The 12860-nt window shown below is 74.7% G+C and carries 7 protein-coding genes; 3 read left to right on the top strand and 4 right to left on the bottom strand.

What is annotated here, in order from left to right; all coding sequences use genetic code 11:
- Nucleotides 1-5 precede the first annotated feature (5 nt).
- On the top strand, nt 6-659 hold the full coding sequence (locus KBX43_RS10895; protein WP_209960076.1) for a hypothetical protein: 654 nt from the start codon (nt 6-8) through the stop codon (nt 657-659).
- 52 nt (nt 660-711) lie between these two features.
- On the opposite strand, the gene KBX43_RS10890 is transcribed toward KBX43_RS10895, so the two are convergent.
- Nucleotides 712-1875, bottom strand: coding sequence for an acyl-CoA dehydrogenase family protein (locus tag KBX43_RS10890; RefSeq protein WP_043326488.1), 1164 nt, complete (start codon nt 1873-1875; stop codon nt 712-714).
- A gap of 248 nt (nt 1876-2123) precedes the next feature.
- On the opposite strand from KBX43_RS10890, the gene KBX43_RS10885 reads away from it, so the two are divergent.
- Both KBX43_RS10885 and KBX43_RS10880 read left to right on the top strand, forming a co-directional pair.
- Entirely contained in the window at nt 2124-3551 is a 1428-nt protein-coding gene (locus KBX43_RS10885; protein ID WP_043326489.1) for a UDP-glucose/GDP-mannose dehydrogenase family protein, read from the top strand.
- Between the two features lie 161 nt (nt 3552-3712).
- Nucleotides 3713-8620, top strand: coding sequence for an SCO7613 C-terminal domain-containing membrane protein (locus KBX43_RS10880; RefSeq protein WP_210884239.1), 4908 nt, complete (start codon nt 3713-3715; stop codon nt 8618-8620).
- Between the two features lie 440 nt (nt 8621-9060).
- Here the strand turns inward: KBX43_RS10880 and purE are convergent, their stop codons facing one another.
- The 3 genes from purE to KBX43_RS10865 all read right to left on the bottom strand — a co-directional run bounded on the left by purE (nt 9061) and on the right by KBX43_RS10865 (nt 12810).
- Nucleotides 9061-9552, bottom strand: coding sequence for a 5-(carboxyamino)imidazole ribonucleotide mutase (gene purE / locus KBX43_RS10875; protein WP_210884237.1), 492 nt, complete (start codon nt 9550-9552; stop codon nt 9061-9063).
- Complete coding sequence (locus KBX43_RS10870; RefSeq protein WP_210869444.1) at nt 9552-10709, bottom strand: 5-(carboxyamino)imidazole ribonucleotide synthase; 1158 nt, start codon at nt 10707-10709, stop codon at nt 9552-9554. Before KBX43_RS10870 ends, purE begins: the two co-directional genes overlap by 1 nt.
- Before the next feature lie 64 nt (nt 10710-10773).
- Complete coding sequence (locus KBX43_RS10865; protein ID WP_210884234.1) at nt 10774-12810, bottom strand: thioredoxin domain-containing protein; 2037 nt, start codon at nt 12808-12810, stop codon at nt 10774-10776.
- Nucleotides 12811-12860: the final 50 nt, after the last annotated feature.

Below are 12860 nucleotides of genomic sequence, written 5' to 3'. Positions count from 1 at the left end.
CGCGGATGCGACATCTCTGGAGCTTCCTCGCCGGGTTGGCGGTGGCGCCCGTCACCTGGGTGCTCGTCACGCTCGGTCAGGACGGATCTGAGCGGACCGTCGACCGCTGGGTGGAGATCGGGACGTACAGCACGCCGAACCTGATCGAGCCGGCCGTCTATCTGGGCGTCGCCGGCATCCTGCTCGGCCTGCTCGGCACGTTGCGCTTCTCGCCGCTCGGCCCGCTCGTGGCCGGCCTGCTGCTCGCGGTCCCGTACCTCGGGCTGTTCGTCGCGCCGTTCAGCGTGCGGGACCGGGTGCCCGGTGACCTGAAGCTGCTCGGTGACCCGCTGCCGCTGCGCGACCCGCTCGACAACGGCACGCTGTTCCTCATCGGCGTGCTGCTGCTGATGGCCGTGTTCAGCACGAGCCGCTGGCGGCGTCCCGCCACACCCGCGCCGGCCGAGGCGGAGCTGACCCCGGCCGCCTCGCCGGTGGAGCACAAGCCGACGCTCACCGACTGGCCTCCGGCGCCGGCGAAGGACCCGGACACGCCACCGCTCACGCTGGCGTACCCCGAGAGCCCGACCGAGCCGCTGCCCCGCCGTACCGGCGGCGAGTCGCCGTGGTCCGCCCCGCCGCGCGGCGCGGGCCGGCCGGAGGGCACCGAGAGCCGTTGAACGAGCGCGGGCGGGCCGGTGTGCACCGGCCCGCCCGCCCGAACGCCTCCGGTCAGCCCTTGAGCAACTGACGGGCCATGACGATGCGCTGCACCTGGTTGGTGCCCTCGTAGATCTGGGTGATCTTGGCGTCCCGCATCATCCGCTCGACCGGGTAGTCGCGGGTGTAGCCGTAGCCGCCGAGCAACTGGACCGCGTCGGTGGTGATCTCCATGGCGGCGTCCGACGCGAAGCACTTCGCGGCCGCGCCGAAGTAGGTCAGATCCGCGTCGCCGCGCTCGGACCGGCCGGCGGCGGCGTACGTGAGCTGCCGGGCCGCCTCCAGCTTCATGCCCATGTCGGCGAGCATGAACTGGATGCCCTGGAAGTCGGCGACCGGCTTGCCGAACTGCTTGCGCTCCTGGACGTAGCCCTTGGCGTAGTCCAGCGCGCCCTGGGCGATGCCGACGGCCTGCGCGGCGATGGTGACCCGGGTGTGGTCCAGCGTCTTCATGGCGGTGGCGAAGCCGGTGCCCTCGGCGCCGATCATGCGGTCGGCCGGGATCCGCACGTTGTCGAAGTAGACCTCGCGGGTCGGCGAGCCCTTGATGCCGAGCTTCTTCTCCGGGGCACCGAAGCTGACGCCCGGGTCGGACTTCTCCACGACGAAGGCGGAGATGCCCTTCGACCGGGCTGTGGGATCGGTCACGGCGAAGACGGTGTAGTACTCGGAGACGCCCGCGTTGGTGATCCACCGCTTCACGCCGTTGAGCACCCAGTGGTCGCCGTCGCGTACCGCCTTGGTGGTCATCGCGGCGGCGTCGGAGCCCGCCTCCGGCTCGGAGAGGCAGTAGGAGAACATGCCCTCCCCGGCCGCTACCGGAGTCAGGTACTTGCGCTTCAGCTCCTCGGAGCCGGCCAGCAGCAGCGGCATGGTGCCCAGCTTGTTCACCGCCGGGATCAGCGAGGACGAGGCGCAGGCCCGCGCCACCTCCTCGATCACGATGGCCGTGGCCAGCGCGTCCGCGCCGGCGCCGCCGTACTCGACCGGGATGTGCGGGGCGTGGAAGTCGGCGGACCGCAGCGCCTCGTAGGACGCCTTCGGGAACTCACCTGTCTCATCGGCCTCAGCGGCATGCGGTGCCACCTTGGCCGCACAGACCTCACGGACCGCCTCCCGGATCGCCTCGTGCTCCTCCGGCAACCGGTAGACGTCGAACGACTGCTCTGCGGCCATGTCGGCCCTCCCCTTTCACCGCTATCATGCGCAGTCTGTACCGCCCGGGGGCCGAAGACTGCCGCAAACTGAAGGATAGCCACCGGCCCCTGCCGGACCTTACCGGCGGGTAGGCTCGCGCCCGAGCGTCGCCCGCCCGGCCCCACTACCCTCACAGCAGAAATTCAGTTCCCTCGGTGCCCGGCCCAGGCGCCCCCAGCAGAATGCGACGCATGGAAGCGCCGCCAGTGCGAGCGGAGAAGACAGGCGTGACGATTCCGTACCCGAACACCCAGCCGATGCCCGCCATCGCCGCGGTGACCCCGCCGTCCGGCGCCCCCCGCCCCCGGGTGACGTTCCTCGGCACCGGCTACCTCGGTGCGACCTACGCCATCTGCTACGCCGAACTGGGCTACGAGGTGCTCGGCTTCGACGTCGACGCGGACAAGATCGCCAAGCTGAACGCCGGTGAGGTGCCGATCCACGAGCCCGGCCTCGACGAGCTGCTGCGGCGCAACCTGGCCGCGGGCCGGCTGCGATTCAGCACGGACATCAACGAGACCGCCGACTTCGGCGACGTCCACTTCATCTGCGTCGGCACCCCGCAGCGGGCCGACGGCATGGGCGCCGACCTGTCGTACGTCGAGGCGTCCGTGACCAGCCTGGCCCAGCACCTGACCCGTAAGGCGCTGATCGTCGGCAAGTCCACCGTGCCGGTGGGCACCGCCGAGTGGGTGGAGCAGCTCGTCGGCAAGCACAGCCCGGCCGACCTCGGCGTCGAGGTGGCGTGGAGCCCCGAGTTCCTCCAGGAGGGCTTCGCCGTCGACGACGTGCTGCGTCCGAACCGGATCGTGGTCGGCGTCAAGAGCGAGTGGGCAAACGGCATGCTCTACGCCGCGCACAAGGGCGTCTTCGACCTCGCCGCCACCGAGGACCGCGAGGTACCGCTCGTGGTCACCGACTTCGCCACCGCCGAGCTGGTCAAGGTCGCCGCGAACGCGTTCCTCGCCACCAAGATCTCCTTCATCAACGCGATGGCGGAGGTCTGCGAGGCCGCCGGCGGCGACGTCACCCAGCTGGCCCGCTCGATCGGCTACGACCCGCGCATCGGCAACCGCTTCCTCCAGGCCGGACTCGGCTTCGGCGGCGCCTGCCTGCCCAAGGACATCCGCGCCTTCCAGGCCCGCGCGCAGGAGCTGGGCGCCGGTGAGGCGCTGCGCTTCCTGCACGAGGTCGACCTGATCAACCTGCGCCGGCGCAGCCGCGTCGTGCAGCTCGCCGCCGAGCTGCTCGGCCGCCGCTCCGGCCCGGCCGGGCCGGACCTGTCCGGCACCCGCGTCGCGGTGCTCGGCGCCACGTTCAAGCCCAACACCGACGACGTACGCGACGCGCCGGCGCTCGCGGTCGCCGCGCTGCTCGGCAAGGCCGGCGCCGACGTACACGTGTTCGACCCGCAGGGGATCGAGAACGCGCGCCGCGCGGTGCCCGAGCTGACGTACGAGGAGACCATGAACGACGCCGTCCGCGGCGCCGACCTGGTCTGCGTGCTCACCGAGTGGGCCGAGTTCCGCAACGCCGACCCGGTGGCCCTGGGCGAGCTGGCCAACGGCCGCAAAGTGGTCGACGGGCGCAACTGCCTCGACTCCACACTGTGGACGCAGGCCGGCTGGGAGTACCGCGGCATGGGCCGCCCCTGATCCGCTGACCGCGCGGACCGGCCGCCGGGAACGTCTCCCGGCGGCCGGTCCGCTTTTTGTTGTCCGGAACGCGGCGGCAACTGTCGAAATCCCGGCCCACTCAAGGCATGCTGCCTCTGGGAGGTCCACAGTGCGAGGGCACGGGCGGACGGGAGACTGTCGTGGAGAGCTTCAGGTGCGCCTCGTGCGGGCAGGACATCAAGCCCGCCGTCGTCTGCCCGCACTGCGGCGCGCACCAGCCGCAGTGGGCCGAGCACCTGGCCGACATCGAGCGCTCGATCGCCGAGATGAAGGCCCGCGACGCCGAGATCGCCCGGGAACAGCGGCAGATCGCCGCCAAGATGCAGGCCGCCCTCTTCCAGCGGGACATCCTGGCGCACGCCGGTGAGGAACGGGTCCGGCAGGCCACCCGGCCGCGCCGGGTCCTGCGCCGCCGGCCCGGCCGCCGCCCGCCCACCGCCGCCACCGGCGCGCCGCCCCGGGTGCCCCGCCAGGGCACCTCGCCGCCCGGGCCGCCGGAGGACCTGCCCCCGTCGCCGCCGCGCGGTCGCCCCCGCTGGCTCGATGCGGACGACCCGGAGCACCCGCCCGAGGCGTCCTCGCGCGAGGTGCAGAACATCCCGCTGGGGCTGGGCGCGCTCCTGCTCGGCGTCGCCGCGGTGGTCTTCGCGGCGGTGGCCACCAGCTCGATGGACGCGCTGGCGCGTCTCGGCGTACTGCTGGTGGCGACGGCGCTGATGCTCGTCGCCCCGCCGGTCCTGGCCCGGCGCGGGCTGACCTCCACCGCCGAGACCGTCGCCGCGGTCGGGTTGCTGCTGGTGCCGCTGGCCGGGTACGCGCTCTGGGCCGTGGACCGGATCGGCGGCGACGGATCAGGTGCCGCGTTCGCCGGGACGATCTTCCTGGTCACCACGCTCGTCGCCCTGGGGTACGCGTACGGGACGGGTCTGCGCGCGCCACGCTTCGCCACAGTGCTGGCCGCCCAGCCGGTGCTGCCGCTGCTGGCGTACGAGCGGATCACCGGGCCGGTCGGCTGGGCGCTGGTGATCACCGTGGTGGCCGTGCTCGACCTCGCGCTCGTCCGTTCCGCTGTGGTACGTGAGCGGCCGGTCCGGCGTGACCTGCCCGCCACCGCGCCGACCCCGCCCGTCCCGCCCCGGCAACGCGCCGACGAGGACCGGCCCGAGTCGGCGCCGGAGGAGGTCGGCGAGGTGCTCGGCGGGGACGCTCCCCCGGAGCCGGCCGCCACCGCCCGGCCGGTGCCGTGGCTGCCCGAGCTGACCTGGCTGCTGCACGGCGTGGCGGTCGCTGTCGCGCTGGCGTACGCGGTCACCGGCCTGCTGCGCGCCGCCACCGTCCCGCCGGCCGCCGCATCGGGCGCGGTGCTGCTGCTCGCCGCCCTGGTCGCGCTGGCCGGCACGCTCGTGCTGCGCCGGCCGCCGCTGCCCGATGTCGGCGCCGGCATCCTCACGCTCGCGGTGATCGGCGCGCTCGGCCGGGTCGCCTCGGTGGCCCTGCCGGGCCGGTCCCTGCTGCTGATCTCCGCCGTCATCGCGCTGACCGGGCTCGCCGTCCGGGCCGTACCGGAGGCGGCCCGGCGGGGTCCGCAGCTCGCGTCGGCGGTGGCGCTCACGGTCAGCGGCCTGGTGGTCGCCGGTGGCGCGCTGCGCGCCGGGCTGGCGCCGCTCCGGGCCGCGCTGCCGGCCTGGTCGGCGGACCTGAGCGGATGGCACGCCGAGCTGGCCCGGGCGGTCGGCCCGACCGGCTGGCAGCTCGCCGCCAGCGCGCTGCTGCTCACCGTCGCCGCCGTGATCGCGCTGCCGCCCGAGATCCGGCGTGAGTTCGCGGTGGTCGGCGCGGCGCTCACCGCGCTCGCCGTACCCGCGTCGCTCGGCCTGGGGTGGGCGGCGGCCTGCTGGCCGATGCTGCTGACCGCGGTCGTCGTCGGTGTGCTCGGGCTGAGCGCCGGCACCGAACGCGCGGCGGTGACACACGCGGTCACCGCGGCCGGGCTGGGCCTGATCGGCGCCGGCGCCGCGCTCGCCCGGCCGGCGCTGACCGCCGCGGCGCTGACGCTGCTCTTCCTGGCCGGCGCGCTGGTCTCCCTCGCCCCTCGGGTCCGGCTCGCCGCCGCCGCGACCGACACCGTCTGCGCCTGGGCGGCCGGCGGCGCGGCGTTCGCCCTGCCGGGCGCCGTCGCCGCGTTCGTCGCCGCCACCGCGCCGACCCCGCCGATCGCCACTCCGGCGAACCTGCGCGAGATCACCGTTCCGATCCTCGCGGCGAGCTTCCTCGCCGTCTGCGTCACGCTCGGCTACGCCGCCCTGGTGCAGGTGGCGCAGCGGCACCTGAGCATTCCGCACGCGCTGGGCACCGTGCTCGGCACGGTGGCCGTCGCCGCCGCCGCGTTCGGAGCGCCGGGCGCGACCTCGGCGGACGCCTGGGTGGGCAGTCTGCTCCTGGTCGCCGCCGCGCTGCTGGCGCTCGCGCCGCGCATCGACGCGGGGCGCCGCGCCGACATGTCCCTGGACGGGTCCGACCTGGCCCTGGCCGCCACCACCGTGGCGCTCGTCGCCACACTGGCCCGGATCGCCGCGGTGCTCGCCCCCGGCGGTCAGCTCGTGGTGGCCTCCGCGCTGGTGCTGCTGGTCGCGGTGGCGGCCCGGGCGCTGCCGGAGGAGTGGCGGCGCGGACCGATCCTCGGCATCGCCGCCGGTGGCCTGCTCCTCGGCCTGATCGCCGCCTGGAGCGCGCTGCGCGGCGGGCTCGGCGTGCTGGCCACCCCCGGCCCGATCTGGGCCGGGGACCTGAGCGGGTGGCCGGCCGCGCCGACGGGCGGCTCGACCTGGCAGGCACCGGTCGCGCTGGTGCTGCTCGCGGTGACCGCCGCCGTCCTGCTGCCGGCGCCGTGGAAGTACGACGTTTCTGGCCTGGCCGTCGTGCTCGCCACGGTGGGCGCGCCGGCCGCGTTCGAGTTGCCCTGGTGGTCCCCGGTGGTGGTGGGCGCAATGGTGGCCACTGTCTACGGCATGGCGGCCGTGGCCGCTGTCGATCCCCGGGCCTCGCTGTCCCGGGCCACGGTGGCCGGTGTGGTCGCGCTGCACGCGGCCGGGGCGGGACTGGTCCGCCCGGGGACCACGGCGCTGGCGCTCGGCAGCATCGCGCTGATCGGGGCGACGGTGGCCGCCCTGGCCCGTACGCTCGCGCCGTCGCTCGTGGACGACGTACGCGCCGAGGGCATGCCGCCGCACCTGGTGCAGGTGGGCGGCGCAGGCGCGGGCGCCGCGGTGCTCGCCCTGCCCGGCGCGGTGGCCGCCCTGGCCGCCGCGTTCGGCCACCCGCCCCAGGTGGTGCTGACCGCCGCGCTGGCCGCCACCAGCATCGGTCTGGCCGCGATCGCGGCCGCGCGCCGGTACGTGCCGCAGTACCTCCCGTTCGCCAGCGTGGCGGTGGTCGGCGCGGCCACCGTCACCGCTGCCGCCGCGCTCGCGGTCGGCCTGCCGGCGGGCGTGTTCGCCGCCGCCGCCGCGCTGCTCGGCGTGCTCGCCGAACTGGTACGGGCCGCCACGGTCCCGCCCGCCGGCTCGGCCCGGCCGGTACGCCGCTGGACCGTCCTGCTGAACGGGGCGATGCGACGTGACCCGGACGATCCGGTGCTGCGCTGGCGGGTCAGCCCGGCCGCCGGCGCGCTCGCCGCCGCGGCGTTGCCCACCGCGCTGGCGCTGGCCACACTGGCGCCCGCGCTTGTGGTGGCGTTGTTCTCGCCGTTCGCGGTGCTGAGCCGGGTGTGGCAGGGGCCGCCACCGGAGCTGCTGACCCCGCCGGCGAACGCGGTGAATCCCACCCACGTGCTCACCGCGCTCCTGCTCACAGTGACAGCGGCGCTCGCCGCCACCGGGTTCAGCGGGGGCCGGCGGTCCCGTGCGGTGCCGGTGATCCTGCCCGGGGCGGCGGTCACGCTGCTGATCACGCCGGTGGCGCTCGGCCGGGGCTGGCCGGTGACCGCGCTGGCCGCGCTGGCGGTGTTCACCATCTCGATGCTCGGCCTGGCGCTGACCCCACCGCCGGCGCTGGCCGAGCCGGGCCGGTCGATCCGGGTGGCCCGGGTGCTGGTCTTCGCCCTCGGGCTGGCCGCCGGTGGCGCCGGGCTGGCCGGCAGCCTCGCCACCAGCGACCTGACCGTGTTCACGCTCGGCGGCGCGGTGGGCGTGGGCGCCGTCGCCGCGCTGTTCGGCACCACCCAGCGCGCCCGCATCCTGGGCTGGCTGTTCGGCTCGCTGATGGCGCAACTCTTCGTGCTCACCGTCGGCCTGAAGTCCGGGCTCGCCGCGGTCTGGTCCGCCTTCGGGGTACTCGCTGTCGGCGCGGCGTTGCAGGTCTTCGCCGCCACGCTGCCCCGGCTGCGCCGCCCCGAGGCGTACCGGGAGGCGGCCACCGTCGAGTGGAGCGGCTTCGGGGCGGCGCTCATCGCGCTGGCCCTGGCGTACGACTCGCCCCGGCACATCGCCGCGCTGCTGGCCGCGTGGGGTGCGGTCCTCGGGGTGGCGGCCACCCGTCCGGGGCGCCGGCCGATGGAGCGCAACCTGCTGTTCTGGGCGGTAGTGGCCTGCGAGATCAGCGCTTGGTGGATCCTGATGCGGGTGGCCGACGTGGCGCTGCCGGAGGCGTACACGCTGCCGTTCGCGGCGCTCGCCCTGCTGGTCGGGGTGCTGCAACTGCGCCACCGGCCCGACCTGTCGAGCTGGGTGGCGTACGGCCCGGCGCTCGTCACCGCTTTCCTGCCCACGCTGGCGATCGTGATCGCCACCGACTCCAGCATGCTGCGCCAGGTGCTGCTGCTGCTCGGCGCCGTCGCGGTGCTCATCTTCGGCTCGACCAGCCGGCAGCAGGCCCCGGTGATCGTGGGCGCCGCGGTGACCGCGATCGCGGCCGTGCACGCGCTGTTCAGCCTCGGCCCGTGGCTGGTGCTGATCCCGGTCGGCATCGTGCTGCTGGCGCTGGGCGCGAGCAACGAGCGTCGCCGCCGCGCCCAGGAGCGCCTGCAGACCGCGCTGCGCGGCATGCGGTGAGCCGATCGGGCCTGGCGGTGCCGGGCCCGCCCGACTCACGCCCGACTCGCGCCCGACTCGCCCGCCGCCGGGCCGCGTGCCCGCCGGTCCGCGGCACCTCACCCGGCCGGTCCGCGGCACTCTGCCGGCCGGTCCGCGGCACCCTGCCCGGCCGGCTCGCGGCGTCTCCCCGGCCGTTCAGTACGGTCACACTCCGTGTCGAAGTGCCGGGGCGGGCGGGGCACCTCTCTGCCGACTTTGCTCTGCAGCCACGGAGGCAACGGTCGCCCACCGTGACGAGTGCCGGTGCGGAGCCAATTTCGAGGAAACGCAGAACCGCAGGTCAAGGCCGCGCCGCGTCGATGGTTGCAGAGCAAAGTCGGCGGAGGGCACAAACAGCCGCCCGCCCAGCCGGTCACGCTCAGCAACCAACCGAGTTAAGCACGAAGAGTGACGAACGGTCAGGTGAGGGAGGCGCGCAGCGCGGCTTCCTTCTCGGCGACCAGATCCTCCAGGCTCGCCTGGTAGGCAACCATCCTGTCGCGCAGCACCGGGTCGGCGGCGCCCAGGATGCGTACCGCCAGCAGGCCGGCGTTGCGGGCGTTGCCGATCGAGACGGTGGCGACCGGCACACCGGCCGGCATCTGCACGATGGACAGCAGCGAGTCCATCCCGTCCAGGTACTTCAGCGGCACCGGGACACCGATCACCGGCAGCGGGGTGACCGAGGCGACCATGCCGGGCAGGTGGGCCGCCCCGCCCGCGCCCGCGATGATCACCTGAACGCCCCGGCCGGCGGCGGCCCGGCCGTACTCGATCATCTTGCCCGGGGTGCGGTGCGCCGAGACCACGCCCACCTCGTACGGCACGCCGAACTCGTCCAGCGCCTCGGCGGCGGCCCGCATGACCGGCCAGTCCGAGTCGCTGCCCATGATCAGCCCGACGGTGCTCATCAGTGCCCCTCCTGGAGCCAGCGGGCGGCACGCGCGGCCCGGGCCCGTACGTCCTCAAGGTCGTTGCCGAGCACGGTGACGTGCCCGATCTTGCGGCCGGGGCGGACCTGCTTGCCGTACAGGTGGACCTTGGCCCCGGGCTCGGCGGCGAACAGGTGGTGCAGCCGCTCGTCGATGGAGATGCCGCCCGGCTCGCCGCCGAGCACGTTCGCCATCACCACGACCGGCGCGGTCAGCGAGGTGTCCCCCATCGGGTAGTCGAGGACCGCCCGCAGGTGCTGCTCGAACTGCGAGGTCCGGGCCCCCTCGATGGTCCAGTGCCCGGAGTTGTGCGGCCGCATGGCCAGCTCGTTGACGACCAGCCCGGACGGCGTGTCGAACAGCTCCACCGCGAGCAGGCCGACCACACCGAGCGCGGTCGCGAGGTCGATGGCGAGCTGCTGCGCGGCGACGGCCTGCTCCTCCGGCAGGTCGGGCGCGGGCGCCAGCACCTCGACGCAGATGCCGTCGCGCTGCACCGTCTCCACCACGGGGTACGCGGCGACCTGCCCAAACGGCGACCGGGCCACCTGCACGGCCAGTTCCCGGCGCAGCTTCACCCGTTCCTCGACCAGCAGCGGCGTGCCACCGGCGAGCAGCGTGGCGGCCAGCTCACCGGCCGCGCCGGCGTCGTCGACCATCCAGACGCCGCGCCCGTCGTAGCCGCCCCGGGCGGCCTTGAGCACCACCGGCCAGCCGGTCTCCTCGCCGAAGGCGATCAGGTCGGCCGGGGACTCCACCGGACGCCAGGCCGGGTTCGGCGCGCCCAGCTCACCGAGCCGTTCCCGCATCACCCGCTTGTCCTGCGCGTGCACCAGCGCCTCGGCCGGCGGGAACAGCTTCACGCCCTCGTCGGTCAACGCGCGGATGTGCTCGTTCGGCACGTGCTCGTGGTCGAAGGTGACCACGTCGCAGCCCTTGGCGAACGTACGCAGCGCGGCCAGGTCGGTGTGGTCGCCGTACTGGACGTCGGCGGCGACCAGCGCGGCGCCGTCGTCCGGGGCGAGCGCCAGCACGCGCAGCGACTGGCCGAGGGCGATGGCGGCCTGGTGGGTCATCCGGGCGAGCTGGCCGCCACCCACCATGCCCACGACGGGGAGACCGGTACGGGAGTCCATAGCGCCGCCAGCCTATAAGGGCCGGCGCCGGGCCGGACCGCGAGGGCGGTCCGGCCCACTCCGCTCAGCCGAGCTGCGCGACCAGCTCCTCGACGCCGGTCACCGGCCGCTGGCAGACGAAGCCCCGGCAGACGTACGCGGCGGGCCGCCCGTCGACGAACGGCCGTCCGGCCAGCAGCGGCACGCCGGGCTGGTCCGGGGCGCCGGCCACCACCACCGCGCCGGGCGGGGCGTGGCGCCGGGCGGCGGCCACCAGCGGGTCGCCCTCCGGGTCGCCGGTCGCCACCGCGATCTCGTACGGCCCGGACAGCAGCGCCTCGCCGACAGTGGCGGCGTAGCCGGTGAACCGGGCGTGCCGGTCGACGATCGGCGCGACAGTGGACAGCGTCTGCTCGGCCGCCTCCCGGTAGCGGGTCTCCCCGGTCAGCGCCGCGTACGCCACGAGCGCCGCGACGATCGCCGAGCGGCCCGACGGGGTCGCGTTGTCGGTCGGGTCGGCGGGCCGGGTGACCAGGCGCTCGGCGTCGTCGGCGGTGTCGTAGAAGGCGCCGTCCGGGCCAGCGAACCGGGCCAGCGCCACGTCGAGCAGCTCACCGGCCAGGCTCAGCCACCGCCCCTCGCCGGTGAGCTGGTGCATCGCGCAGAACGCCTCGGCGACGCAGCCGTAGTCCTCCAGCACCCCGGCCGGCTCGCCCACGACCTTGTCCCGGGAGACCCGGCGCAGCCGCCGGTCCACCACGTGCACGGTGGCCAGGTGCTCGGCGGCGTCCCGCATCGCGCCGTCGGAGACGATCAGCACGCCGTCCATCAGGTTCGCGTCCTCGTCGTCCGGGGACACGAGCAGCGCGGCGACCTGCTGGAACTCGGCGATGGCGGTGATCGCCAGCCCGTTCCAGGCGGCCACCACCTTGTCGTCGCGGGCCGGCTGCGGGCGGGTGTCGCGGGCGGCCAGCAGCCGGCCCACCACGTCCTGCCAGCGGGCCCGCACCGCCGGGTCGGCGTCGTCAACGTCCCGGGCCAGCCGCAGCACGCTGCTGCCGTGCTCGAACGTGCCCTCGGCGGTGACCTCGAACAGGTCGGCGGCGAACCGGCCGTCGTCGGCCCCCAGCACCTCGACGAGCTGGTCGGGCGTCCAGACGTAGGTGAGCCCCTCGACGCCGTCGGTGTCCGCGTCCAGCGCCGAGGCGAAGCCTTCACCGGCCCGGTGCAGCTCGTCGGCGAGGAACCGGGCGGTGTCCCGGGCCACCCGGCGGGCCAGCCCGTCGCCGGTGAGCCGCCAGAGCTGGGTGTAGACGCGCAGCAGCAGCGCGTTGTCGTAGAGCATCTTCTCGAAGTGCGGCACGGTCCAGTGGCCGTCCACCGAGTAGCGGGCGAACCCACCGGCGAGCTGGTCGTTGAGGCCGCCACGGGCCATCGCCTCGCAGGTGTGCCGGACGATCTCCAGGCTGCGCGCCGAGCCGGTGCGCTGGTGGTGCCGGAGCAGGAAGAGCAGGTTCATGTGCGGCGGGAACTTCGGCGCGCCGCCGAAACCGCCGTTCGTCTCGTCGTACTCCCGGGCGAGCTGGCTCGCGGCGGCGTCGAGCAGGTCGGCGGTGAGCGGGGCGGTCACGCCCCCGACCGCCTGCGCGCCGCCGATCGCCTCGACCACGGCGGCGCCCTGGCGCAGCACCGCCTCGCGCTGGTCGCGCCAGGCGGTGGCGACCGAGCCGAGCAGGCGGATGAAGTTGGCGCGCGGGAAGTACGTGCCGCAGAAGAAGGGGGTGCCGTCCGGCGTCGCGAAGACGGTCATCGGCCAGCCGCCCTGCCCGGTCATCGCCTGGGTGGCGGTCATGTAGACCGCGTCGACGTCGGGGCGCTCCTCGCGGTCGACCTTCACGCAGACGAAGTCGTCGTTCATCAGCCGGGCCACTGCCTCGTTCTCGAACGACTCGTGAGCCATCACATGACACCAGTGGCAGGCCGCGTAACCGACCGAGATCAGCACCGGCACGTCGCGCCGCTTCGCCTCGGCGAACGCCTCGTCGCACCACGGCCACCAGTCGACCGGGTTGTCGGCGTGCTGGAGCAGATAGGGCGAGGTGGCCTTGGCGAGTCGGTTCACCACCCGACCCTATCCACCATCGCCTTCCGACGCCGCCGGTGCGGCAGGGG

This window comes from Micromonospora sp. C41, assembly GCF_018070485.1.
Taxonomy (GTDB): Bacteria; Actinomycetota; Actinomycetes; order Mycobacteriales; family Micromonosporaceae; genus Micromonospora; species Micromonospora chalcea.
The sequence above is the reverse complement of the archived record's forward strand: the minus strand, read 5'-3'. Positions and strand labels throughout refer to the sequence as shown.